This window comes from Mojavia sp. (genome assembly GCF_059505145.1).
Genome location: NZ_JCACKA010000047.1, coordinates 37412 through 63897 on the forward strand (window position 1 = coordinate 37412; position 26486 = coordinate 63897).

A 26486-nucleotide genomic window follows, 5' to 3' on the forward strand; every position below is an offset into this window, starting at 1 on the left:
TAAAGATTTACCAAAAAAATATACTAATAAAGGTTATAAACTTCTATCTTCCAGCATAATTCACGTATTGTGAGGAGGATAAGCAGCTTGGGAGATGGATAGTAACTATTGGCTAGTGAAGCAGATTGAGTATTGAGTTTACAATAAAAAGACCATGTAATACCATTTCACGAAAATCTTGATACAATTCACTCCCCTAGCCTCCGCCGCTTCCATAGCTTGCCAAATGTATCAACCTTAAGGTGAAACGGTATTAGGAGCAAAAAAGCCTTCCCAAATTCTGCCATATTTCCCCGCCCCACGACCATAATCTTTGATTTGGTGGGTAAACTTGCTTAAGACACGTTGGCTATCGATTGCGGTTGTCCCCAGAGAATGCGCTCTTGCTTGTAAATAGCAATTCCTGGTTTGGCTCCCTTGGGTTTGTAGACGTGCTTAGGCTGAGTATAAACTACTGGAACTTGGTCACTCTGACGCGCACGGCTGTAGTAAGAGGCAAGATTTGCAACAAATTGCAAATCATTTTCTTCGGGAACAGCACCCGGCTCTAAACGTAGTAACACATGGCTCCCTGGTATTTCTTGAGCGTGGAACCATAGGTCATAATCCCCAGCTACACGAAAGGTCAATTGGTCATTCTGGCGATTATTGCGACCAATTAATACTTCAAAACCACTAGGGGTGCGGTAACGGTGAAAGTTACTGCCAGTAGGTTCATTGGTACTACGGCTGCGGTATTCTGGATCTTCTAAATACCGTTGCCCAATTAGTTCATCACGGATTTCTTCTAAAGCTTGCAAATCTTCTGCTGTTTGGTATTTGTCTATCTGAGTAATTGCAGCTTCTACTTGCTCCAAATATTCAACTTCAGCATTCACTTCCAACAGTAGCGGTTCTACAGCTGCACGAGCGCGTTTGAGCTTTTGGTGTTGCTTGTAAAGGTTTTGGGCATTTTGCACCGCATTTTTATCTGGCTGAAGGGCGATCGCTAATGGTAAGCCAGTTTCAAAATCAGGAAGGGTAATTTCCTTCATCCCCGGTTCCCAATTTTGCAGGTGAGCCATCAATAAATCAGCTTTTTGGCGATACTCATCAGCGCGATCTGATTGCTGCAAGCGTTCTTTAAAAGTATTAGCCTTAAGCCGTAATTTTGCCAAAATATTATTTAGCTTTTGACTTAGTTGATGCCGGAGTTGTGAAAATAACTGTTCATTGAGCTGATCGGTGTAGTAGCGGTTGAGTAACTCTTGGATGTCTTTTGCTGGCGTAACTGCACCCCAACCAAGTACGGTGTATCCTTGTTTAGTCCAAGCTGGCTGAAATTCTTCATCTTTCAAAGCTTGTAACCATTCTTGCCAATGCGCGAACAGTCTTTGCCAATCTTCAGGGGTAAGAGAATCGGTGTTGGTTTCTGGCGCTATGTTTGCTGATTGCACCATTGACTCTACCAGTGCTGCACTCAAGCCGCTATAACTTTTGAGCAACTGACGCTTGATTGCTCCTGGCACTAAGCTTACCCGTTCTTGCCAACGTTCTTGAGATTCACTCAAACTAGGAACCGGGCCAGTCAGTTTGGGTGGTGTTTCATAAAATTGTCCGGTTTGGATGGGACGGACACTAGATTGTTGCTGGCTGACTTGATGGGCAGCAGTGATAATCAAGTTATTAGCATCGGTGAGGATAACGTTGCTGTATTTGCCCATAATTTCCCCGTAGAGGTGATAGAGAGCGCTTTCTCCGGGACGACGGGCAAATTGCAAATCAACGACACGCTCCCAAGGAGCGATCGCCTCAATTGCGATCAGTGCTAAACCACCTAATTGGTGTATTAGTTGCTGGCTGAAAGTGAAAGTATCTGGTGTTCGTGGTGGCGGCTCGCCAATACAAATGTGGGCAGCTTGGGGATGCCAAGATATCTCTAGCCAACCCCGCTGTTTGAGGGTACGTAATGCCACAGAAATAGTATGGCGATCGCGCTGATAAACTTGTTCTGTTCGTGATGGTAGCCAGTTAGCGCGTAATTCGCTACAAGCAGCTGTAAGAGTGGTAAAGTCAACTGGTTGCACTATACTTAGCCGTTGGCATTCAAACGTCGATGCTAAGTATAGTGCCAAAAAGGATAGACATATCTCTGTTGCGGTTTTTTATCCTAAAAATTCTGTATTTGATTTGGAAATACTAATTAGCTCATCCCACAGCTAGAATATAACGTTATCTCCTTTACCCTTAGAGAACACTACGCGTACATATAAAGCCGTGGGATGAGTTAACTAATTACCAAAAAGCGTAGAGCCTGGTTAGCTAAGTAACGCTGGTTTTTTGGTAGGTTGTGCCAGAGGTTGCTCCACTGATTTTACTAAAGGTTTTACTAAGGGTTTGACCAATGGCTGTGCTACAGGTTTCGCCAACAGTTGGGTGTAGAGTTTATTCAGCTGAGATGCTACGCCCTCCCAACTAAATTTCTCGGTGACGCGCTTTCTACCTGCTTTACCCAATTCATCCCGCCACTCTGGGTTCATCAGAATGCGGTCGATGGCATTTGTAAAGGCAGGTACATTTTGTGGTGGTACTAATAAACCAGTTTGTTCGGAAACCACGGTAAACTGAAGCCCGCCAACATCACTTGCTACCACTGGCGTACCACTCGCCATTGCCTCGATCGCTACAAGCCCAAAGGGTTCGTAGTGACTGGGAACAACGCAAACATCAGCAGCAGCATAGTAATTGGGCAGGATTGTCTGGCTGAGACGACCGGGTAAGGTAGTAAAATCACTCATGCCCAATTCGTTGACAATTGCTTCGATGCGATCGCGCTCGATACCATCGCTATTACCTGGGGTGCTACCACCACCAATAATTAAGTGAAGCTTTTGAGACTCACGCAATTTTGACTGTTGCACTGCACGTACTAAAGTCTCTATACCTTTGCGTGGGTCAAAACGTCCTACGTATAATATAACTTTGGCTTCAGGATCAATTCCTAACTTAGCCCGCGCTGCCTGTCGATCAACCGAACCAAAGTTTTGAATATCTGTACCGCAAGGAATAATATCAATATTGCCTTTTTTGGAAACGAGCGATCGCATGTGCTGCTTTTCTTGCGGACTCGTCGCTACAATCCGTTCTGCTATCTCCAGTACCTGTTTTTCCACTTCTAAGCGCTTGGTTGCAATTGGAGGAATTGTATCTATTGCCCGGTACTTGACTGCTCCTAAAGAATGATATGTATGAACTAATTTACTTCTTTGGATTGTCTTTAACTGCATTCCTACCCAGCTAGAGAGCCAATAGTTGGTATGAACTATCGGATAGGTAATTTTATTTTCTACTTGGAACTTGAGCAATTCCTCCACAAATTCTGGCAAATATTTAAAACCATTATCTCGTGGTACAAACTCCACAGGGCCCGCTGTTAAACGAATTGTTCGGCAGTGACTACTATGTTGAACAATCGTTTCTTGGTCAGCACTTACCTTGCGGCTAAACATATCAACTTGCCATCCTAGCTTGGCTAGTGCTTCACCAACTTGGCGGACGTAAACGTTTTGTCCTCCAGCTTCTTCTTGTCCTATTTCAATCGCCGGATCTCCGTGAACCGAAACCAAAGCGATGCGTTTTTCACTGGTAGCGTTCATAGTTTATGTGTTGTTGATTATTAAAAAGTCTCAGGCAGAACCAAGTTTGCGCCTAATACTTTTACCGAAAAGATTTAAGAAGATTAAATTAAACTTTCTTTCAATTTAATATCTCAAATATATTTCCGCATCTACTACCAGAAATAACCTTATTGGCTCTGTATTTATTATTTTTATTTCGTTTTTTTATATATTTTGCTATATTTATATCTAATGCTTTTGATAGATAAAACCTTAATTAATTACACCTTACTACATATATAACCTGATAGATATATAGATTCAAAGCCTCTTTTTTGCTGTTATTGTGTAACTACAGCATCGTACTATTTATTTCTAATTTAGAATAATCACTATTTTAAAATACCCTGTTTGAGCATAAATTTATTTTAATTAAAATCCAGCTAACTCGATCTAGATATTAGAAGCACCCTGATAGAGTGACGCTATTGTTAACTGATACCGATTCTCCAAAACAGGCTACAGATCTAAAGTGTGGAAACTCATACCAAGTTGCGTTCTGTTCTAGTAATCTTTCGTTAGCGGAGATTGCTTCGCTCCACTTTGTTTCGCTCGCAATGACAGTTGCTACTTTTGATTGCAACTTGGTTTCAAATTAATTCTGGCTTTTTCAATTACGAATTACGAATTGGACCGTATTAAGTTAAAAATCTCAAACTTAAAACCCCCTGAATCTCACTTTGTTGTGTGATGTTTTGACTCTAGGGGGTTATTTTTATCAAACCTTAATGCAATTTACAACAAGGCTTAGATAAAACAGTCTTTAGTTAAACAGGACTTACGCACTAATAACGTAATTTCGTCATTGCGACCGTAGGGAAGCATAAGTCCTAAGCCCTTCGGGCACGCTGCGCGAACGCAAAGTCTTGATTCTTGTTGCGAGTGCGTAAGTTCTATTAAAGCGAAACTAAACAACAGACCATTTTCCAGCTAAAAAATTCTAATTTGCGCTTACCATCGCGGTTCTAACTCTGGAAGGTTTAGAAAAGCCCCGTGTAGTTGAACAAGTGTGAACGCAACTATCGGCAAAATATAGTCAACCGTCTAATATAGTTTTAGCTGTAGAATTCAGCTTAATCGCACATTCTACGCGCGTATCACATATAATTTTTCTGTACAGAAGCTAATGGCATCTATATTTCAGACTGATGCAGAAACTTCGTCTGAGTAGCGTGTATAGCTACAGCCAAAATGCAATCTAATTTGCACAGACAAATTTAGCAGCAACTATATTCTACCTCAAAGTTGCGGTCACATTTATACTCATTTCTGTAAGTATCCTTAAACTAAGTACCTTAAATGCACTGGACAATTAAAAATTAAAAATCGAAAAAATTTTGATTTTTAATTTTTAATCGCTCTCTCTGGGAGATTAATTGGTCGCTTGTGCGGCTAGCATCTGCTTTAGCTTTTCTAATTCAGAAGCCCAACGGGGATCTGGACGAATAGCGTCTGAGTCAGATGTTGTGGTGCTTTCGCGTCCACTACTACCGCTACCACCGCGCCGAGGTTTCTTAGAGCCTTTTTCGCGGCGATTACTTTCTTTATTTGTGTTAGGAGCAGGGTTGCTGCTGGGATTTTGGGCAGCTTTGGGTGCTTGGTCTTCACTTTCCTCACCTTTAGTGCGAGGCAATGCCTTTTCTAGCTTAATGGCAGTGTCTTTGAACAAGTGACCATTATACTTTTCAATAATTTGATCTGCTTGTTCATCATTATTGACCGTGAGAAAACCGAAGCCGCGGCATTTGCCAGTTTTCCGGTCTTTAATTAGTTTAGTCGTGACAGCATCACCTTCGGCTGCAAAAATTGCTTGCAGTTCTTGACGATCTACTTCTTCTTTTGGCAAATTGCCTATATATAGGCGAACGGACATGAACTATACCTCCAGAGTTGAATGAACATGGCAAGGCGGGAAAACAATCACTTGGCTTTGGCTTTTAAATAGATGCTATTGACCAAATATGCCATAAACCAATTTTTTTAATCCAAACTGTCAACCTATACAATACAGTTTTTCGTTGGGATCAAGCTTGTTTAATACAAAAGCGCACACGACGCTCAATTAAATACCACCTTAATTTTAAGAGTTGTAAATTTAATGGCTTACTGTCTGCCACAGCAAACGTCTTTTTCTATAACCCCGTTCGCAGAATAAAACACCATTCCTTACATTATCATGGTATTTTCTACGTAGCTAGTTCAGCGCATACATTTCTGACATGTAGTGTGATTGAATAGTAGCATAAAATACATTTTTTTCTCAACAGGGGATATTTGGAAACAAAAACCAGCCAGTGGCTGGTCGATTTACTGCTGTGTTGGGAAAATAAAAGGATAGATTGGCGCAAGTGCCAGCGATTTATAACCAAGCTATATGCTGAGTTATGTTGATTAAGATGTCTTTTGTAAATAAATGTAACATTAGCAGAGAAAATCTGCAACTTTTCTTTACATTAAGTTTGGCATAGTCAAAAATTAATGGTCTACAAGTCCAACTTTTAACTACTAACTAACCTCTGAGGAAAATGTATGCTCCCCAAGCTTGCGCTACAACTGCCAAAATAGTAGACCAAATTGGATGAGAGCTAGTAATGGTTTTACCATTCTGAGTTTGTAAAGTTTGGATGTCGATCCAGGGAGTTGCCCCCCGCCGGAACCAACCTGTGACAGTAACATGCCGACCAATTAAATCTTGAGGATTAACTGATTGTCCCAGCCAGGGAATATGGTGCAATTTTACTAAGCCGATATTAGATTGTAGAATTAAGTCTTGTGAGAGGCTGTTGCTGATACCCTGACGACCTAATAGCTTACCTGCAAGACAGACATTAATGCTATCGATGGGGATAGCAGATGGGTTGGCTAAGAGGTTGGGTAATCGCTCATTAGTTTGCACAGTTGCAGGTTGAATATCGGGAAAGAAAGAATTCATCCGGATCACGATACCGATACTAAAACCAATCAGTAGGCAACCCGTAACGAAGGACAAATCTTCATATATCCACTTCAGGTTTAAAAGTCTGCTTGCGAATGCAATTTGCCAAATTAGCCAGATTAAACTCGCAAACAACAAACCTAAGGGAATGCCCAACCAAGGAGCTATTTGTAAGAGAAATGTCTGATGCTTACCTGTTGAAGATTGTTCATTGACAAGATGTAGTTCAGGTTGCAAATGCCAGTGACGGGCTATTTTACATAGGCGTTGGATGCGATCGCCAATTAAAGGATGAGTATTATTGATTGTGAACCAACGGCGGTAGGGATTGAAATTGTCCCACAGCAATAGAGATTCAAAAGAAACATGACCAGCAATACTACCTAAAGAAATGCTTTGCTGATAGCTGACAGGCGCAAGCAGATTTAAGCTTTCTAATTGCCAACTGATGTGTTCTTGTTTTTGAATATCATGGGCAACACCAATGGCAATTTTGAGCAAGGCACGAGTTAGAGCATTGGGGTTACCAGTAATTTCAGCTGCTAGGCGATCGCTATAATAAAGCCGTAACTTCGATAAACACAAAGCTGTTCCAGTCAGCAAACACCAAATTCCATAAGCGAAACTAGCCAAAATTGTAGCTGGCCAACGCCAAAATCCTTTTGAGATCCTGTCTCCCCACTCTGAAATTTGCTGATATAGCCTGTGAAAAATCATTGTCACCAGGATTACCAGAGACATGACTACAAAATCCCGATGAACAATATGTCCTAATTGCGTGGCATATATAATGGCAATTTCATCATCTGCCAGATGTTCTAATAAGCCCTGACTTACCACAATTCGCGCATTACGGGCTAGATTCCCGTAGGTCAGAGCAATTGGTGCAGCTATTGGCAAAATCCGCAGTTTAGGTAACTGCCAACCTCGCTGTTGGCAAGAACGTTGTATTACCCTGATTGCTTCACGGCTGTAGCCATTTAACACATCTTTGGAAAACTCTCGTTGACCATAAAATTTTGTCAGTAACCAATCCAGCAACCACGGTGACAATGCCATTGCAATAATCATTACCACGAGCAAAACCGGGCTAGGATCACGATATAAAAATTGCAATGGTTCTAAGTATGGAAGCTTGACTAAAATATAGTTAATTAAGCCCATTGCTAATTTGAGCATTTCCCGCATCACCCAAAATAAGGCGATGAATGTTCCCGCTGACAATAGCCGTAAAGGTATTAAATTAAACTTATGCAGGGGTTGCCATACCTTAGCCCGTCCTGCGTGCCGCCAATAAATACTGACTGGTTTAGCTTGTGGGCGGTCTTCTGTAGAGCTAATGAAACTATTGGCTGAAAAAGTAGATGCCGTTTCTACATATCTATTTTTAAACTCACCTGCTGGTATGGACGAAGTACCAGAGCTTGTACCTTCGACCATTACATCTTTTGATTGCTGTTTTGATGAAGCAGTAGATTGTACACCATTTGAGCTGGAATTATCAAAAGCAACAAATCCAGTTGCAGAATTTTTTGATGATGTGTTTTTAGGTTTGTGGCGTTTTTTCAAGTGTTCAAGAGCGCGTTCTGCCCACTCTTTCACTTGTGGATTAGAACTCTCAAGGAGATTTTGACACAGGGCGATCGCTTTTGAAAGTCGGCCAATGCGTGCATAAGCCATCACTAAACCAACCTGAGCTTGTAAGCTAGCAGTTCCACTTTTCTGACTGCTAGCAATAGGCTCTAGTTGAGCGATCGCTGCTTGGTAATTTCCCTGTTTGAGGGCGACTAAACCAGCCTCCAAAGACGATTCGGCGTGTGAAGGCATATAAATCTAGCACTCCAATCTCTTAACTGATTCACGTTTGCGCGCAAGCGCTTGATTGAGATACCCTGAAAATCAACCGCGTCCTAAATTATCCTTCCACTGGTTGTTGCAGGGAATATACTGGGGCGATCGCGCTTAATTTCAATTCTGGATGATCTCCCTCTAACTGTTGGCAATTCCATTCATTGCGGAAAAGCAATACTGGGCGTCCCATATTATCTTTGACTGTGGTGGTGTTAAATAAACGTCCCACCTGATTCAAAGCTTCCCAACCGCCATCAACCCAACGGGCGACGCTATAAGGCAAGAGTTCAAGTATGGTTTCCACGCCATACTCATTTTGTAGGCGAAACTGCACCACCTCGAACTGCAACTGACCCACCGCCGCCAGAATTGGATCGCGTTTGGCTTCATCAGTGGAGTACATAATTTGTACTGCACCTTCTTCCCGCAGTTCTGAAATGCCCTTTTGGAATTGCTTAAACTTTGAGGGGTTGGGATTCCGAAGAGTAGCAAACAATTCTGGCGAAAAATAAGGAATTCCTTCATATTCCAGTTTTTGCCCAGTGTAAATTGTATCGCCTATAGCAAAAACTCCAGGATTGTTCAAACCGATCACATCGCCAGGATAAGCGACATCAATCGATTCTCGCTCTTGAGCAAAGAGCTTTTGCGGACGAGACAGGCGGACAATTTTTCCGGTACGAGCATGATTGACTGTCATATCTTTTTCAAACTTACCAGTGCAGACCCGGATAAAAGCCACGCGATCGCGATGTTTTGGGTCCATGTTTGCCTGGAGTTTGAAAACAAACCCAGAAAACTCCGGGTAAGTCGGGGGAACTTCACCAACACTGCTGTTATGATTACCTGGTTTGAGAGCATAATCGAGGAAGTACTTCAGGAATAGCTCAACGCCAAAGTTGGTCATAGCGCTACCGAAGAACACTGGCGTCATTTTTCCTTGATGTACTAACTGCAAATCTAGTTCCGGGCCTACACCTTCTAATAGTTCTAAATCGGTTTTTAGTTGGTAGTAGAGATCCTGTTCTAGCAGTTCCTCAATTCTGGCATCACCTAAATTGACTATCGTGTCTCTGGCTTCCTTGCTACCGTGGGCGCTACGTTCAAACAGGTGAATTTGTTGTTTGTCGCGGTCAAATACACCTTTAAAGCGATCGCCCATCCCAATCGGCCAATTTACGGCATAGGTCTGCAATCCCAATTCTTGCTCAATTTCGTCCAACAACTCTAAAGGTTCCCTTCCCGGACGGTCGAGTTTGTTAACAAATGTGAAAATTGGAATTCCCCGTAGCTTACAAACTTCAAATAACTTCCTTGTTTGAGGCTCCAAGCCTTTTGCCGCATCAATTAGCATCACAGCGTTATCTGCTGCGGCGAGAGTACGATAAGTATCTTCACTAAAATCTTGGTGTCCTGGCGTATCTAACAAATTTATTTGACAGCCACGGTATTCAAATTGCAAGACTGTAGATGTAATAGAAATACCTCTTTGTTGTTCCATTGCCATCCAGTCGGAGGTCGCCTTACGCTGCGCCCGTCGTGCCTTTACTGCCCCAGCTTCGTGAATTGCCCCTCCGTATAAAAGTAGCTTTTCTGTTAGTGTCGTTTTACCAGCATCGGGGTGAGAAATAATTGCAAAATTGCGGCGAAGTTCAACTGCTTTATGAAGATCTGACTCAAGTTCAATTGACATAAGTGTATTTGTTTGCTTGTTAATTAAGTTAACTTAATTTTTTCCTACTTTAGCGAGTCTTTTAATCTTAAGACAACGATGGACATGATAGAGTCGTAATATCACTAAGCTACGTCAAAGTAATGGCAAGCAGGAATGCAGGGCACAGACAAGCCAATACTTTTATCTGCTTTATCGCATCAAGCCATTTTTATTAACTTTAAGCTTGTGTCTCTAGACTTACCTATTACCCTATATTTTGTAATTAATGAATTTTTAGCACAAAAAAAGCCAAAAATATTAATTACTACTTTAATCTATGGCTTGATAAATTAATTGTTAAAGCATTGCTTAGGCTAGCTGTGGGTTTGCTATTTACAACTAGCTAAGATAGAGATTTACCCCTGTGGAGACTAATTATTTGACCAATAGCTCAGTTAGTTAGCAACCTAAATAAATTATTGTGTTATCTCTTAATTTACCAAATCTTTTAGTACAAATGATAGTAATTGATAAGTCAAAATGAGTTAGGAAAACTTAAGAAGTGATTAGTTAAGAAACATCCTCTACCCTTTACTTATTAGCTAACTTACTGAATAAGTTATAAAATTTTTTAATATAGTTTTTTTGCCGTTTGTTAAAGAGATGTCAGGCAAGCTGTAAAATACAAAATTGCCCTACAGCTTCATCAACAGTAGGGCAAAGGACAGTTAAGCACTGTTGGTAGTCTGTCCTACCAGAGCAAGGTTTTACCTTACTGTTGTGACGCTTTGTGTTGTGTCCATTGTGTTGTAATTCTTTATAAAAGTTTATGTTTCCAACTCATCGCCCCCGCCGTCTGCGAACCCATCCCCAACTGCGCCGGATGGTGCGTGAAACTGTTTTATCAACGAATGATTTGATTTACCCTCTGTTTGCGGTACCAGGCGAGGGAATTGCTAATGAAGTAAAATCTATGCCCGGAGTTTACCAACTTTCGGTAGACAAAATTGTTGAAGAGGCAAAAGAAGTTTACGATTTAGGAATTCCCGCGATCATTCTGTTTGGTATCCCCGCAGATAAAGATGTAGATGCCACTGGTGCTTGGCATGATTGCGGTATTGTGCAAAAAGCAGCAACTGCGGTGAAGGAAGCATTACCAGATTTGATTGTAATCGCTGATACTTGTTTGTGTGAGTACACAAGTCATGGACACTGCGGTTATTTACAAGTCGGGGATTTAACAGGACGGGTTTTAAATGACCCAACTCTAGAATTACTCAAAAAAACGGCAGTATCACAAGCCAAAGCTGGTGCTGATATCATTGCACCTTCGGGGATGATGGATGGCTTTGTGCAGGCAATTCGTGCAGGGTTGGATGAAGCGGGATTCCAAGATACACCGATTTTGTCTTATGCTGCTAAGTATGCTTCAGCCTATTATGGCCCATTTCGAGATGCAGCAGACTCAACACCGCAATTTGGCGATCGCCGAACTTACCAAATGGATCCAGGTAACGCTCGTGAAGCGATTAAAGAAATAGAACTCGATATCGCTGAAGGTGCTGATATGCTCATGGTGAAGCCAGCCTTGGCATACATGGACATTATCTGGCGTGTCAAAGAAGCTAGTAACCTCCCCGTGGCTGCTTACAATGTTTCTGGTGAGTATTCTATGGTGAAAGCTGCTGCCCTCAACGGCTGGATTGATGAAGAGCGTGTAGTCATGGAAACTCTAACTGGCTTTAAGCGTGCGGGTGCGGACTTGATTTTGACCTACCATGCCAAAGACGCGGCACGTTGGTTACGATAAGCTACAAAATTAACGAGTGATTATTTACCAAAAAATCTCACGCACAGGTGCAAAGGCGCAAACTTAATTTTAGTGTCTTGGTGTCTGAGCGTGAGATTATTGTTTGAGTAAATATCAATTTTCACTTACTACTTATCAGCTTAATCTTGTCGAGAACACGTTGAGAATCGCTGATTTTTCCTTGTTTTCGATAGAGTTTAGCTGCCTGCTGTAAATCGGCAATTGCGCCTCGCTTATCTCCCAAATCTGCACGGGTTATCCCTCGGTAGTAATAGGCTTTGGTATCTTGAGGATTAATTCGCATGATTTGACTATAATCCTCGATCGCCCCTTTCAAATCTCCCAACTTGGTACGGGTAGCACCTCGATTGTAATAAGCAATAACATCATTAGGATTAAGGCGTAAGATTTGACTATAATCCTCAACTGCGCCTTTCAAATCTCCCAACTTGGTACGGGCAGCACCGCGGTTTTGATAAGCCGTAATATCATGAGGCTTCAGACGTATAATCTGGCTGTAATCCTCAATTGCCCCTTTTACGTCTCCTGCCTTGAGATGAGCTGATCCGCGACTGTAGTAGCTCATAAAATCGTTAGGATCATTACGTATAGATTGGTTGAAATCTTCAATTGCTCCTTTAAAATCTCCCAATCTGATACGGGCATGACCTCGATTGTAGTAGGCTGGGCTAGAGTTAGGAGCAATACGTATAGATTGGTTGAAATCTTCAATTGCTCCTTTAAAATCCCCTAACTGTGTACGCACACCACCACGGTTATTGTAAACATTAGCATTGTTAGGATTAATACGCAAAGATTGAGTGTAATCTTCAATTGCTCCTTTGAGGTCTCCAAACATTAGACGGTCATTACCTCTACTGCTGTAAGTGTTAGCATCATTGGGGTTAACTTGTACTAAAAGTGATGTTAATTGTCCAGTATTTGACCAATTTTGGGCATCAGCTTTGGTAGCAGACATCATTGTTCCTATAACCAAAGTTCCCAGGATAAATATAAATTTATTCATCAAAATAATTCCCTGAATAATTAAAGGTAAACAGTGGTAAATTAGACATACGAACTAATAGAAGCTTAATTGAGACATAATGATACACAGATTAATCAACTTAATAAGATTAATTAATCTATATATCTGCTTCTATGAAAAATTAATAATTTTTCGTACAATTCTGGTTAATAAGTAACTACTTAACTTAAACAATTTATTCCAGAAAACACCGAAAAAAATTACAATGATTTCTTATAGTAAAAATGTCACAAAAAATTTTTCTTGAATAAGCTAATGTGCTAGAGTATTTACATAGGTAAAGGCTGAAATAAGTAATAATTCAGCATAAGTAGACACATAAATATCGAATTTTAATAGTAGATTGTTTACGAAATAATACAGAAATAAAAAGTTCCCTCGTTTGCCAGAGGTGGCGGCGATCGCTTATAAAAGAAGATAGATAATAAATTTTTTCAATTGGCTGTTTATGTCAATTGATTTAATAAACGAATTCTAAACTTTTCTAGGGGAGCATGGAATATGGATATGCAAGTCCTGAGAGAGCGTGCGGGACTTAGCCGTGCAGAGGTTGCCTTCAGGCTTGCAATCAGTGAAACCAGTGTTCGCAACTGGGAAGCGGGGCGTACTGAACCCACAATGACACCAAAAAAATATTTAGATGCTTTGCGTCTGTTCAAATGTACACCTGAAGAATTGGCAGCAGCAAGCGAAAAGTCAATTAATCAGCGGCATAAACGCAAGCCAGGAAGACCCAAACGCTTTCCAGACAATCCAGTAACTCAGGTAGCTGATTCGCCAGTTTGTAGCTGATGAAATGTTAGATCAGGTTGGGGTTGCCTTTTATTGTGCGTCTGATGCATCAAGACTTGTAAAATCGATAAAATGATAGATTGCCCTTGAAAGTTACCGCAGTAGCAGCGCTTGACTCCGAGGAATGTCAATCTCTGTAATTACTTTTTGCGATTTGATGCATAAAGAAGCAATCAGGTTACCTTATTTACTTAAATGGCTTTTCCATAATCGGTCTGTAATTTTCAGTCTTTGCCGATTTAGTACTCAGCCTTTGCGTGGATGGCAATCAATGAAATATTAACAACAGATGTGGAAAGCAGGATTTTAAAAGCAACTCAATCTCCAACTAGTGCGATCGCTCACGGTATTTGCTGCGGCGGCGCGATAAGATTCTAAAACAATAAATTGTACTAAAGGTCTAAATGGCAGAAACTCTTTTCTTCAACGCCCTCCGTGAAGCCATTGATGAAGAAATGGCGCGTGATCCCAGTGTATTCGTTCTTGGTGAAGACGTAGGACACTATGGTGGTTCCTACAAAGTGACCAAAGACCTTTACAAAAAGTATGGCGATCTCCGAGTTCTCGACACCCCCATCGCTGAAAATAGCTTTACTGGTCTAGCAGTGGGAGCAGCGATGACGGGTTTACGTCCGATTATTGAAGGCATGAACATGGGCTTTTTGCTGCTTGCCTTTAACCAAATATCGAACAACGCGGGGATGCTACGCTATACTTCCGGCGGTAATTTTAAAATTCCTATGGTAATTCGGGGCCCTGGTGGTGTAGGCAGACAGCTAGGGGCAGAACATTCTCAGCGGCTAGAAACATACTTCCAAGCTGTTCCTGGTTTAAAAATTGTTGCCTGCTCCACACCCAGAAATGCTAAAGGACTGCTAAAGTCTGCTATCCGCGATGATAACCCAGTGCTGTTTTTTGAACACGTACTGCTTTACAACTTGAAAGAAGACCTACCAGAAGAAGAGTATTTACTGCCTTTGGATAAAGCAGAAGTAGTACGTCGTGGTAAAGATGTGACAATCCTTACTTACTCACGGATGCGCCATCATGTGCTACAAGCTGTGAAAACTTTAGAAAAACAAGGTTACGATCCAGAAGTAATTGACCTGATATCGCTCAAGCCATTAGACTTTGATACTATTGGGGCCTCCATCCGCAAGACCCATCGCGTGATTGTGGTGGAAGAAGCTATGCGAACTGCTGGTATTGGAGCAGAAGTTATCGCCTCAATTAACGATCGCTTGTTTGATGAATTGGATGCACCAGTACTGCGGCTTTCGTCCCAAGATATTCCGACACCTTACAACGGTAATCTAGAGCGACTAACAATTGTTCAACCAGAGCAAATAGTAGAAGCTGTGGAAAAAATGGTGGCTTTGCGAGTTTAAGTTAAGGGATTGGGGACTGGGAAAAAGCAGGAGAGCAGCTTGTGCAGGGGAGACAAGGGGACAAGGGGAAAGAACCATGATTAACTCTTGCTTGTTGTCCCCCCATCCCCCATGCCCAATGCCCCATGCCACATTACTAGTAACACTCCTCACTGAGAACTGATACTCATAACTCTATAAAAGAGCGCTATTATAGCCTTTGTCGGTTGCGAGTTATGGTTATGGTATGCAGAAACAGCGATCGCTATTAGCGTTGATTTTAGTATTGATCATCGCCGCCATTACGGTGATTTTTACAATTCCTATACCCCTTGGGCTAGACTTACGAGGAGGTTCACAGCTTACAATTCAGGTGAAAACAACACCGGAAATTAAGCAAATCACCGAACGCGAATTGGTAGCTGTGCAAAGAGTCGTTGAAGGCCGGATTAACGGTCTTGGCGTTTCTGAGCCAGTGATTCAAATAGTGCCTAACACAGACAAAATTTTAGTGCAGCTACCTGGTGTCAACGATCCAGAGCAAGCAGAACGTGTGTTAGGGGGTACGGCGCAATTAGAATTCCGTTCACAAAAACCTGGTACAGAAACTCAGCTGTTTGCTTTCCAAGCTTCAAGAGCCGAACTGAAAGCCAAGCAACAAGAGTTAAGAAAGACTAAGGATACTGCGGCAATTGCGAAAAATCGAGAAGAGTTGCAAAAGAATAACGAAGCGATCGCGGAATTATTTGAAAGCACAAACCCGCCACTGACAGGTCAATTTCTCCAAGATGCCTACGGCGAACCCACTCAAAGCGGCAATAATTGGAACGTTGCCATTCGCTTTAATCAAAAGGGTGGCGAACTTTTTGCTAATCTCACTAAAAACCTTGCCGGTACCGGGCGCAGCATTGGTGTTTTTCTAGACAATGAACTCATTAGCGCTCCCAGCGTACCCCCAGAATTTGCTGCAACTGGGATTACTGGCGGTGCTGCGGTGATTACAGGTAGGTTTACAGCCCAACAAGCTAATGACTTAGGTGTGCAGCTACGTGGTGGGGCATTACCCGTACCAGTAGAAATCGCCGAAATTCGCACCGTTGGGGCAACTTTGGGTAAAGACAGCATTCAAAGCAGTATCTACGCTGGGCTTGGTGGTCTAATTTTAGTATTAATCTTTATGGTGGCTTATTATCGACTACCAGGCTTAATTGCCGATCTAGCGTTAATAATCTACGCTTTGCTGACCTGGGCTAGCTTTGCTTTGTTAGGTGTAACGCTTACCCTACCAGGAATTGCCGGGTTTATCCTCAGTATTGGCATGGCAGTGGATGCAAATGTGCTGATTTTTGAACGCACACGGGAGGAATTGCAAGCGGGCAAAACCCTGTATCGTTCTGTAGAATCTGGCTTTTACCGCGCCTTTTCCAGTATTCTAGATGGCAACGTCACCACAGTGATTGCCTGTATCGCATTATTTTGGCTGGGATCTGGTTTGGTGAAAGGCTTTGCCCTTACTTTGGGTTTGGGGGTAGCTATGAGTATGTTTACTGCCCTTACCTGTAGCCGCACCTTCATGTTTTTGGCAATTACAATTTCTTCACTACGGAAACCAGAACTTTTCTGTCCGAACCTGCCAGCATCAAATAAGGCAGAGGTGGCTCGATGAAACTAAGTATTAACAAGTCGCGATCGCTTTGGTGGGCTATTTCTGCTGCTATAGTCCTTGCTGGTATCATCTCAATGGTGATATCTTGGCAAAATCCCAACATTAAAGCCCCCCTACGTCCTAGTTTGGATTTTGTCGGTGGTACAAGATTACAGCTAGAACGGGACTGTACCAAACCTGGTAACTGCGACAAGCCAATTGATATTAATGTAGTCCGGGAAGTAGCAAGAACACAGGGACTTGGCGATAGCAGTATCCAAATTGTCGCTGACAAAGACACAGGCGCAGAAAATGGCATATTAATCCGCACAAAAACCTTAGATCGCGAACAGCGTACTCAATTGCAAAGTGCCTTAAGCGAAAAAATTGGTGCTTTTGACGAAGAAAAAAACCAGATTGACACCGTTGGGCCGACCTTGGGACGAGAGTTGTTTACCTCTGGTGTGATTGCCCTGATTGTTTCATTTGCAGGCATCATTATTTACTTAGCTTTTCGCTTCCAGTGGGACTATGCAGTATTTGCCATCGTCGCTTTATTTCATGATGTCTTGATCACAGCAGGGATTTTTTCGATTTTGGGTTTAGTACTAGGTACTGAAGTAGACAGCCTCTTTATCGTAGCCCTACTGACGATTACGGGGTTTTCAGTCAACGATACTGTGGTTATTTACGATCGCATTCGAGAAACCCTGAAAACCAATCCCAACCGTCCGATAGCTGATATTGTGGATGATGCGGTGAACCAAACCTTGGGACGGTCGATCAATACGACCTTAACAACCATGTTGCCCTTATTTGCTATCTTGTTTTTTGGGGGAGAAACACTGAAAAACTTTGCTTTAGCTTTAATTATTGGCTTCACGGCGGGGGCTTATTCGAGTATTTTTATAGCTAGTACTCTGTTATCTCTGTGGAGAGAACGTGCTGGTAAATCTACCGTGCTAGTGAATGCCGAGGCAATGGATACCTCTGCTGGTTCCCACGATACCTAAGCTTGCCTCTATTTCATCATGGGGTTAAAGCAATTTAAATTGTGAATTTTGAATTGCTAACATCAAATTGCGAAAATTGCGATTGGTTGTATAGTTTTAAATTTGTAAAACAGCCTAAGCATGAGCAATCCAAAATCTAAAATCCAAAATTTAAAATTAGGCGTTGCTGAATTGACGAAGAGGACACGCAGATCGGGTGAAGTGGTAAACCAGTGCTGCCTCGCCTTTGGGTGAGACTAAATTTATACTCTTGATCAGCAATGCCTAAAATTGGTATAACCCATATGGATCAACCGGAACAACAGTCAATCAATGGTAACAATACTGCAAAGACTGACCCATATTTTGCCCAACAAGTACAAAGGCTACACAATATTACCGTATATGGCAGGTGGTTATTTGTAGGTTGTTTGTGGCTCACTATTGCGCCTCTTTGCTTGTGGGATCTACAGGCAGAAATTGCTTTATGGCAACAATACTTTACTTGGGTGGCGGTGCGATACGGACTCTTCTATCATCCATTGTCTACCCTTGGTTTGGCTTTTTGTATTGGTATGACTGTTGCTACTTTAATTTGGCAAAGTCGGAATATCCTTATCGGACTACCACAACAGGACAAGCAACGCTTAGAAAAACAAGTGTGTCGGATACGCCAACAGGGGCCTACTCATCCTCTGTGGAAGTGGGTTTGCGATAAAGAAAGATGAATGATTAAATTTTTTAATATCTAACTTTAGATACAAGCTCAGGCACTCTCTAGCAAAATATGACTTAACGGTAGGAACGATACTGCCAAAATTGGGTGTTGTACATGAACTATCCTCAAATTCAATTTAGCGAACAGCTCCGCTGCGCCAAAGGCGAACGCAAATCTGAAATTGACCTTTACCAACTGCAAGAGCTATTTAATATTTCAGCTTTCTGGGCAAAAGGACGTAGTGTTGAGGATTTGGGCATAGCTATTGCCAATAGCGATCCAGTGATTTCTGTATGCGATGGAGAGCAACTTATTGGCTTTGCTAGAGCAACTTCTGATGGCATCTATCGTGCCACGATTTGGGATGTTGTGATTCACCCAGACTATCGTGGTATTGGGTTGGGAACCAAATTAGTAGAAACCGTTTTGAGCCATCCTCGCATGAGGCGGGTTGAGCGTGTGTACCTGATGACTACTCACCAACAAGGATTCTACGAAAAGATTGGTTTCCAGTCTAATACGACTACCACTATGGTGCTACATAACCAATCTAACCTTGGTTATATTCCATCTGAGGAAATTCAGCTTCAGGAATCACTAGGGGGATAGACACTTGCAGCCTAGTAAATTCAGTTACAGCCTTAGCACTGGAAAATGGCACGATTTCCAGCTTTCCTCCCATCACTTCCAATAGGGTTTGACTGAGCAATAATTTCATTCCTGGCGAGAGAGACTGATTCTCCTTGTCGGTCACAAGAGGTTTGTCTTCAGACTTGATAAAATCTATCGATTTGATGAAATCTATAGACTCACTCCAGGGTAGAGCATGAACTGGTACATCCAGCCAAATAAGTGCAAAATTACTAGTAGGCGAAAGGCTAGTGGAAATACAGATACTACCTTCTTCCATCTCAGCAATGGCAGTGTCTACTAAATTGATCAATACTTGGCGTAGCCAACGGGAGTCTGCCAAAACATAAACCTCTGGATCTGGGGGTAGTAGTTGCAAGGGATAATTCCGATTGGCCGCCAGCAGATAAGTTAATTTATAAACATCCTGTAAAACTTCAGCTAACGATTGGGGTTGAATCTCTAATTTGCTGGTTCCATGTTCTACCCTAGCAATGCTGAGAATTTCATCGATTAGCTTGAGTAACTTCAATGCTTTTTCGTGAGCTTGGGCAATAAATTCTCGCTCTTCAGCCGGATCTTCACACAAATCCGACAAAATTAACTGATGCAAGCCAATCAAACTATTAAGAGGCGATCGCAACTCATGGGTAGTCCGCGCTAAAAAACCCGCCTTAAATTGGCCCATCTCCTGCGCCATTTGGTATGCCAGCTGGATTTGCTGCATCCGTTTCCCGATCTCTGACCAATTTTGTTGCTCTGTTGACTTTATTAGGGATGAGTTTGGTGCAGCATTTGAAGAGCGTGCGAATAATCCGCGAAAACTCATCCCCAGTGCTAATCCTGCTCCTAAGTATACCCAGTTGCTCCAATTCATAGTTTGGCAGTTATCAACTTCATTCTTTGACAACAACAGCGTCAAATCTAGTTCGCGATTATCCGCATTATCTGTTTAGCTCCAGTCTCTAGATGCAATTAAAAGTTTTTCTAATTCTTACGTAGTTTTAAGTAGAACAGAAAAGCCTGGAATTTAGCTATCTTGGCAAAGCAACTCTATATGAGCTGCAAAACTGAAAGACTCAAACTAGGAGTACAACATTATAGCTAGCGATTTTTTATTTCAGTCTAAAATCCTAACTTTACAGCACCTTGTCGCAAAATTTGCCAATTTGTACCCGTCCATTTAGCGACTGTGGAAGGTACACCGATTTTTGATACTTCTTTCTGGGTTTCTGTGGTTGCCAGAGTCAGGATATCAGGAAACTGAGCCTCAATTTCTGCCATTGTCTGCAAAGCTGGTTGACCTGAAAAATTGGCACTAGTGGTGGCAAGAGGGCCTGTTTGCCGCAAAATATTTTGAGCAATCGCACTTGCAGGTACTCTAATACCAATTGTTGTTGGGTCGTTAGGATTCATTACTTTTGGTACTGAGGCTGACGCTGGTAAAACTAATGTCAGCCCTCCCGGCCAATATTTATCTGTTAATTCTTGCCAAATTCTATATTCGCGATCGCTTCCTTGGACATAAGACCATAAGTCCGACCCACTAGCCGCCATCAAAATCAAAGGTTTATCTTGACTGCGCTGCTTGGCTGCAAAAATCAATGCTGCTTTTTCTGGTATAACTGCTAGTGCGGGAACAGTATCTGTAGGAAAGCTCACTAATAAGCCAGCACGTGCCCCCGCTATCAGCACTTCCAAGGAAACTTGTGTCATGATTACAGAGTGAAGAATTAATATTTATCTTTCTTTCTCCACTCATACCTCACAACTGGGCACTCAGCACTCAACACTGAGATAAGCAAGGGCAAAACGTTCAATTCCAGCCAAATCAGAATGAATTTGAATGTTGTAATAGCTACCTTGACTGTGTAACATTTCTTGCACACTATCCGCTTGCCCTGCCATCATCTCGATGAGCCACACCCCTCCTGGCCGCAAATAGCTGGGGGAGATTTCAATCAAATAGCGGATGCAATCTAAGCCATCAGTACCACCATCCAAAGCGAGATGTGGTTCATAGAGCATTACTTCTGGTTGCAGGGTAGGTAAGGTGCTGGTGGGAATATAAGGCGGGTTTGATATCATGCCACTAAACTGTCCTTTGAGAGATGCCAATGGCTCCCACCACGAACCTTGATAAAATCGAATCTGCTTGGCAAATCCCAAATTCTGGGCATTTGCCGCTGCGATCGCCAAAGCTTCTGAACTGTAATCAACGGCGTGAATTATAGACTCTGGAAAGACATCTGCTAGTCCCAGAGCGATCGCGCCACTACCAGTACCCAAGTCCGCCCAGTGTCCTTGCTGTAAGGGTGGGATGGTCTGACTACTAATAGCTGCTGCTACAGCTAAATCAATCAAGCATTCTGTTTCTGGTCTAGGAATCAAAACTGCACTCGACACGGCGATTTTAAAGTTCCGCCACGGTGTAACTCCTGCAATGTATTGCACTGGTAAGTGGTCGTTTAACCGCCTGTGCCACAATTGGTCTAAAACTTCTAAAGGCAATTTCAGGTGAATTTGAGACCAATTTTTGAACGATTCTAATCGCAGTGCCAAGCGGTCTAAACCAGCCACTTCTTGTAGAAGCCAATCGACTTCTGCTGGTGGAACATCTGTGGCGATCGCAGCTTGAATTGCCTGATGACGCCACTGCCAAAGTTGTAACCCAGAAACTACTTTTGGCTGTGTATTTGCCATGCCTTAACGTTTGGGTTTCTGAGGCTGTGAATTGTTGCGATTGGAAGCAGGAGCCTTAGGCGCGTTATCTCTAGGCAATGTCTTAATATATTCTCTAGACTCTGGAGATGGCACTAGAACAACTTGGTTTAACCAGGCATCATTTTTATCCTGCAAGGTTTTAATTACTCCATCTACGTCAATCACCTGAATATCCGCTTTCGGAAACTTGGGCTTCACCTGGTTCAACAAACCTTGCGCGTCTTGCTTACTTAAAAACAAAGGAATCATTTGCTGGTTGTCAGAGTTGACTTTAATTGGTACATATCCTTGATCTGGTGCAAATCTGACAGCAAAAATAGGCACACTTTTGAACTGCTCTACCTTTTGACCGCTTTGGCGCAGCAAGTCCATTGCCCCTTTAATTTCCTGATCAACAGGTTTAAAAGCAAATACAAGACGGTTTGGCTGGTTTTTACTTTGTTGTAATTGCTGATAAATTACTCCCAAAGGTACTGCCGTCACCTGTAGACTTTTGACCATTTCTTGTATTTTCGGGTCTTTGGCTTGTGCACTCCGCAGTTCGGTGATAAATTTTTGGGCCTCTTGCCGACTCATATAGACTCCTGTTACCGAACCAGCACCTTTTTGCCCATTTTGATTTTCGGGTAGAGGACGGCTAAGTGGCAAGCCTTTGTCATTAGTAACTAAATATACAGGCACTGAGTCCAATTTATCTTTTATTTGCTGTTCTGACAGTGCCAGTACTGGAAGATTTCCCGCAAAGACTGTTCCTAGTAATGTACTTCCGACTAAACCCAATGTTGCGCTCCAGCGAACCAATGATTTCATGACTGCTCCTAATGTCAATAATTTAATTAGTCAGACAAATTGTTGGATTTGCACACCACCAACTTGTTTTAGTTATATAGCAATCCCTTCGAGATGTGAAAAATTTGTGGCGGCTATTGAATGTTACTAATCAATGCTCAATAATGATATTTCCCAACCATTTAGGATTGCTATTGTAACGTGTTCACCCATTGACAGCGATCAATTTGTGCTTTTCTCAATGTTGACCTTGTTATTGTTCCTAATCACGGCTAAAGGCAATAGATGCTTGTTAGATGTCGCTATCCAGGAGCGACCAATTGTTTCATTTATTGAAGGGATAAATGTCATTTGATTGTCTTTACCCAGCTATAAATGACGTCATTATATAGTGAATCGTTCCAATTGCCTTTAGTTTAAGATTTGCTCAATTTGAAGCAAATTTATACAGAATGCAATTTTAAGGGTACTATGTCCTGGAGAGCGAATTTGCCTGTTAGCCCTCACAAGTTACCATAAGAGCAGAACCGCCAAATTAGACTTCTCCGAAAAAATATGTAATCTGGAAGCTTATCAATTTACCAAGAAAAACCCTAGCCAAATATTGATTTTTTTTATTACATAATTAAATTAATCAAAAAACCGCAGATTGACTAGTAAATCTACGGTTTTGATTTTATGATTTTAAATCGGGATGACAGGATTTGAACCTGCGGCATCCTGCTCCCAAAGCAGGCGCGCTACCAAGCTGCGCTACATCCCGGCTAATTAGCCTACTTTAGGTGTCTTAAATTCATTCTTAACACCACGACTTTACAATTTAACACCTACACAGCATTTAGTCAAACTTTAGTTAGTTCACTAAGACACTTTTCTGATTATATCATAGTTAGCAGCTATTTACTAAATTTTTATGTCGCTTTTGCCAACACAAGGGTAATTACGTGTCCCGAATAAAGCTTTTGATGGCTGACTTAGGTTTACAGTCCCGCTACTTGCTTGTATGTCGGCAGAAATTATAAAAACCACTTAATATTTAGTAGACTTCGCCATTATAACTGGATTATGGGCGGCAAGCTGTTTTATTTGTATAGAAAATTTAGTGAGGATACCAGAACATACCTTTAATACCTTCTGGATCGGCTACAAAACCCATAGTCCGATAGAAATCTACAACATGGGGATCAGCGAAGAGGGTAACATTGCTAATCTCTTCACTCCTAAGTTTTTTGAGGACGTATTTCATCAGCGCCTTACCCAGACCTTTACTTTGAAAGTCAGGGTGAACTACTACATCCCAGATTGTGGCATTAAAGGCATGATCTGAAGTAGCACGAGCAAAACCAATCAGCCGTCTTTGGTTTCCTCGCACTTGCCACATTGTGGCTACGAGAAAACTATGCTCAATGGCTTTTTTGACTTTTCTCAGGGGACGACGCGACCAACCAACTGCATCACAGAGTTCTTCGAGTTCATACAGGTCGATATCTCGCTCCGTGCTAAAGACAATGCGATCGCCGCTGGGACTAGAAGTGCCCGCAGCTTCCGCGCTCATCTCTTCAAAGGAAGTTGTTTTGGTTGTCGCTGTAGAATCAGAAGTACTAAACCAAGTTTTCCAAAAACCCATGCCAACGTGGTTCGGGTAATATAACTGAATTGGTTTCCACTATCGAAAGTGGTGATTCACGTTTAACAAAGCTAATACCATTTATCATCCTTTACACTTCAGGCTTTTCCGGCGTTTTCAGGATTCTCAATGGCAACAGCCTCTTAGGGCGTGTTTCACACCAATCATTTTCAACTTTAGCATTTTGTTGTAAAGCTAGGAGAAATTCACCAAAACAAAGTATATGAGAGTGAATTATATATAAGGGAATGAGGATTGGGGAATAATTTGTTACAAGACCCTATCTTTATAGATATGGAAAAGCAAAAAATTGTGTGAAGCCATGTAGCACAATACACAAAATGTGATTATTCCTGGCAAGCGAATTTATTTTTAGATTTTCTAGCCCTCAGTTCCAGTACCCAATTCCCAGTCACCAACCTCCTGGTGACGAATCTTGCGAGTCTTACCCAACGATGGCTTCTGGTTTAAAATCTTCGACGCTCGAACTTCTAAAACGCTTTAACCGAGCGTTTCCCCAGTTTTATGAGCAATTTGTTAGCAGTGAAATTCAATTACAAAATTTACGACTAGCCTACCGTCTCTATAAAACCAAACGCGCCGTTATAGAGTTGAAACCGGAAGGTAGCAAAAGCGCTTTGCATTTTGCCTACCGCAACCAGTCTTTTCTCCTCAGCGATATTTTTGGTGTGCTGGCGGCTTATGGGCTGACTATTCATGGTTTAAGCTTATATGGTCAAATCCGACCGCCGATGTTGGTTTTTATTAAACTGTTGGTGTCTCGTGGCAGCAAAGCCTTGACAGAAAAAACCGCAGACAATGTTTGTCGGGCGATTCGTGAGGCTTTAGGAGGGCGGTTTGAGGTAGAAGAAATGCTGGCTGTAGAATTTAACCTCGATACTGGTTTGGAACAGGTTCAGACAGAATTTTACGTTGATCCTGTTTTTCATCTTCCTGCCTTAGTAATTGAAGCCGATAATCAGCCGGGATTATTCTACAAAGTCATGTACGCCATTTGGCAGGAAGACCTACTGGTAGTCAATGCCAACTTGCTGGTTTGGCGCGGACGTACACGGCTAATTCTCTACTTGCTGGGGCCAAACGAAAGTTTGATTCCTGAATATTTAGGGCACAAAATTGCTGAAGGAGTGCGACATAGGTTATTGGGTAAATGACGTAAAGCATGAATTATTAATTATGAAGAAGGAAATTTTTCAACCTACTCCTGACAAAGGCGCTACGCGAACAGCTTTCATCCTTCATCCTTTTGCACTCCATATTTAGTCGCACCCGTTCTTAAAGGTACGATATTAAGTATGGCAACCATCGAAATCTTGGGCGTTACACACGCATACGAGCTCACAGCTCCCACGTCCTGCCCCCATGCTTTAGTTTTTATCCACGGCTGGCTGAATAGCCGTGGATACTGGCAGCCTGTGATTTCACGACTATCAATAGATTTGCAGTGCTTGTCTTATGATATGCGCGGTTTTGGCGAGTCCCAGTCCCAGCCAGAAACAGATTTTAGCCAGGTACAAACTTCTGTCAGCATAGCTCCTAGTTCTAGCAATGTTATTGGCTCATCGTTCGATTCTTTTTATACTCCAGCTGCCTATGCTCAAGATTTAGCAATTTTATTGCAGCAGTTGAATATTACCAGCGCTTGGCTGATTGGACACTCCTTGGGAGGCACGATCGCTCTTTGGGCAGCGGCTCAGATGCCTGATTGTGTTAAGGGTGTTATTTGTATCAACGCAGGCGGTGGCATTTATCTCAAAGAAGCTTTTGAGCAATTTCGTTCAGCTGGTCAACGATTTTTGCAAGTTCGTCCTCGCTGGTTGTCTCAGATACCTTGGATTGATTTGCTGTTTACTAGAGCTAGTGTGGCGCGTCCTTTAGAGCGCTATTGGGCACGTCAGCGAGTGATTGATTTTGTTGTGGCTGACCCAGAAGCTGCTCTAGGAACACTTCTAGACTCTACAACTGAGGAAGAAATTAATCGCTTACCCCAGCTGGTATCTCAACTGAAGCAGCCAGTTTATTTTTTGACTGGAACCCAAGACAAGGTTATGGAACCTAAATATGTTCGGCATTTAGCTAGCTTTCACCGACTGTTTCAATACTGTGGAGACAATGTAATTGAAATTCCTGATTGTGGACACCTAGCAATGTTGGAACAGCCGGATGCAGTGGCTAATCATATTCGGTCAATTGTTGAGTGTTAGTTATGAGTTATGCGTTATTTGCC

Annotated in this window: 20 protein-coding genes and 1 tRNA gene; 9 read left to right on the top strand and 12 right to left on the bottom strand. The window is 42.1% G+C overall.

Annotated features, from left to right (window positions below):
- Positions 1-335: 335 nt before the first annotated feature.
- From AC5JL8_RS07420 to prfC, 5 genes are all read right to left on the bottom strand, one after another.
- Positions 336-2066, bottom strand: a complete 1731-nt coding sequence (locus AC5JL8_RS07420; protein WP_495879556.1) for an Rqc2 family fibronectin-binding protein — start codon at positions 2064-2066, stop codon at positions 336-338.
- Between the two features lie 231 nt (positions 2067-2297).
- Complete coding sequence (locus AC5JL8_RS07425; RefSeq protein WP_495879139.1) at positions 2298-3635, bottom strand: glycosyltransferase family 4 protein; 1338 nt, start codon at positions 3633-3635, stop codon at positions 2298-2300.
- Positions 3636-5028: 1393 nt separating this feature from the next.
- Positions 5029-5529 (bottom strand): RNA recognition motif domain-containing protein, encoded by a 501-nt coding sequence (locus tag AC5JL8_RS07430; protein ID WP_495879140.1) that lies wholly within the window; start codon positions 5527-5529, stop codon positions 5029-5031.
- Between the two features lie 636 nt (positions 5530-6165).
- The gene (locus AC5JL8_RS07435; RefSeq protein ID WP_495879141.1) at positions 6166-8418 is read right to left on the bottom strand and encodes a M48 family metalloprotease; all 2253 of its coding nucleotides are present in this window, start codon (positions 8416-8418) and stop codon (positions 6166-6168) included.
- 88 nt (positions 8419-8506) lie between these two features.
- Positions 8507-10135, bottom strand: a complete 1629-nt coding sequence (gene prfC / locus AC5JL8_RS07440; protein ID WP_495879142.1) for a peptide chain release factor 3 — start codon at positions 10133-10135, stop codon at positions 8507-8509.
- A gap of 790 nt (positions 10136-10925) precedes the next feature.
- Between prfC and hemB the strand changes: the two genes are divergently transcribed.
- A complete protein-coding gene (gene hemB / locus AC5JL8_RS07445; protein ID WP_495879143.1) occupies positions 10926-11906 on the top strand; it encodes a porphobilinogen synthase in 981 nt (326 codons plus the stop codon).
- 121 nt (positions 11907-12027) lie between these two features.
- On the opposite strand, the gene AC5JL8_RS07450 is transcribed toward hemB, so the two are convergent.
- Positions 12028-12933, bottom strand: coding sequence for a tetratricopeptide repeat protein (locus AC5JL8_RS07450; RefSeq protein WP_495879144.1), 906 nt, complete (start codon positions 12931-12933; stop codon positions 12028-12030).
- 522 nt (positions 12934-13455) lie between these two features.
- On the opposite strand from AC5JL8_RS07450, the gene AC5JL8_RS07455 reads away from it, so the two are divergent.
- The 6 genes from AC5JL8_RS07455 to AC5JL8_RS07480 all read left to right on the top strand — a co-directional run bounded on the left by AC5JL8_RS07455 (position 13456) and on the right by AC5JL8_RS07480 (position 19077).
- Positions 13456-13746, top strand: a complete 291-nt coding sequence (locus tag AC5JL8_RS07455) for a helix-turn-helix domain-containing protein (RefSeq protein WP_495879145.1) — start codon at positions 13456-13458, stop codon at positions 13744-13746.
- Positions 13747-14150: 404 nt separating this feature from the next.
- Positions 14151-15134, top strand: coding sequence for an alpha-ketoacid dehydrogenase subunit beta (locus AC5JL8_RS07460; protein WP_495879146.1), 984 nt, complete (start codon positions 14151-14153; stop codon positions 15132-15134).
- A gap of 226 nt (positions 15135-15360) precedes the next feature.
- Complete coding sequence (gene secD / locus AC5JL8_RS07465; protein WP_495879557.1) at positions 15361-16779, top strand: protein translocase subunit SecD; 1419 nt, start codon at positions 15361-15363, stop codon at positions 16777-16779.
- Positions 16776-17771 carry a protein translocase subunit SecF gene (gene secF / locus AC5JL8_RS07470; protein ID WP_495879147.1) on the top strand — a complete coding sequence of 332 codons (996 nt, stop codon included), beginning with the start codon at positions 16776-16778 and terminating at the stop codon, positions 17769-17771. The genes secD and secF overlap by 4 nt, the downstream gene beginning before the upstream one ends.
- Before the next feature lie 284 nt (positions 17772-18055).
- Positions 18056-18478 (top strand): hypothetical protein, encoded by a 423-nt coding sequence (locus AC5JL8_RS07475; protein WP_495879558.1) that lies wholly within the window; start codon positions 18056-18058, stop codon positions 18476-18478.
- A gap of 104 nt (positions 18479-18582) precedes the next feature.
- On the top strand, positions 18583-19077 hold the full coding sequence (locus AC5JL8_RS07480) for a GNAT family N-acetyltransferase (protein WP_495879148.1): 495 nt from the start codon (positions 18583-18585) through the stop codon (positions 19075-19077).
- Here AC5JL8_RS07480 and AC5JL8_RS07485 read toward each other — a convergent pair.
- The 6 genes from AC5JL8_RS07485 to AC5JL8_RS07510 all read right to left on the bottom strand — a co-directional run bounded on the left by AC5JL8_RS07485 (position 19019) and on the right by AC5JL8_RS07510 (position 24238).
- Complete coding sequence (locus AC5JL8_RS07485; RefSeq protein ID WP_495879149.1) at positions 19019-19975, bottom strand: sensor histidine kinase; 957 nt, start codon at positions 19973-19975, stop codon at positions 19019-19021. The two genes, AC5JL8_RS07480 and AC5JL8_RS07485, sit on opposite strands and share 59 nt — an antisense overlap.
- 248 nt (positions 19976-20223) lie before the next feature.
- Entirely contained in the window at positions 20224-20814 is a 591-nt protein-coding gene (locus tag AC5JL8_RS07490; protein WP_495879150.1) for an L-threonylcarbamoyladenylate synthase, read from the bottom strand.
- Positions 20815-20877: 63 nt separating this feature from the next.
- Positions 20878-21801: a peptide chain release factor N(5)-glutamine methyltransferase gene (prmC, locus tag AC5JL8_RS07495; protein WP_495879151.1), complete on the bottom strand. Its 924-nt coding sequence runs from the start codon at positions 21799-21801 to the stop codon at positions 20878-20880.
- A 3-nt stretch (positions 21802-21804) separates the two neighbouring features.
- Entirely contained in the window at positions 21805-22632 is an 828-nt protein-coding gene (locus AC5JL8_RS07500) for a Tic22 family protein (protein WP_495879152.1), read from the bottom strand.
- Between the two features lie 668 nt (positions 22633-23300).
- Positions 23301-23374 (bottom strand) — tRNA-Pro (locus AC5JL8_RS07505).
- 336 nt (positions 23375-23710) lie between these two features.
- Positions 23711-24238 (bottom strand): GNAT family N-acetyltransferase, encoded by a 528-nt coding sequence (locus AC5JL8_RS07510; protein ID WP_495879153.1) that lies wholly within the window; start codon positions 24236-24238, stop codon positions 23711-23713.
- Positions 24239-24693: 455 nt separating this feature from the next.
- On the opposite strand from AC5JL8_RS07510, the gene AC5JL8_RS07515 reads away from it, so the two are divergent.
- Together AC5JL8_RS07515 and AC5JL8_RS07520 are read left to right on the top strand one after the other, a co-directional pair.
- Positions 24694-25413, top strand: coding sequence for a hypothetical protein (locus tag AC5JL8_RS07515; RefSeq protein ID WP_495879154.1), 720 nt, complete (start codon positions 24694-24696; stop codon positions 25411-25413).
- Positions 25414-25554: 141 nt separating this feature from the next.
- A complete protein-coding gene (locus tag AC5JL8_RS07520) occupies positions 25555-26463 on the top strand; it encodes an alpha/beta fold hydrolase (protein WP_495879155.1) in 909 nt (302 codons plus the stop codon).
- Positions 26464-26486: the final 23 nt, after the last annotated feature.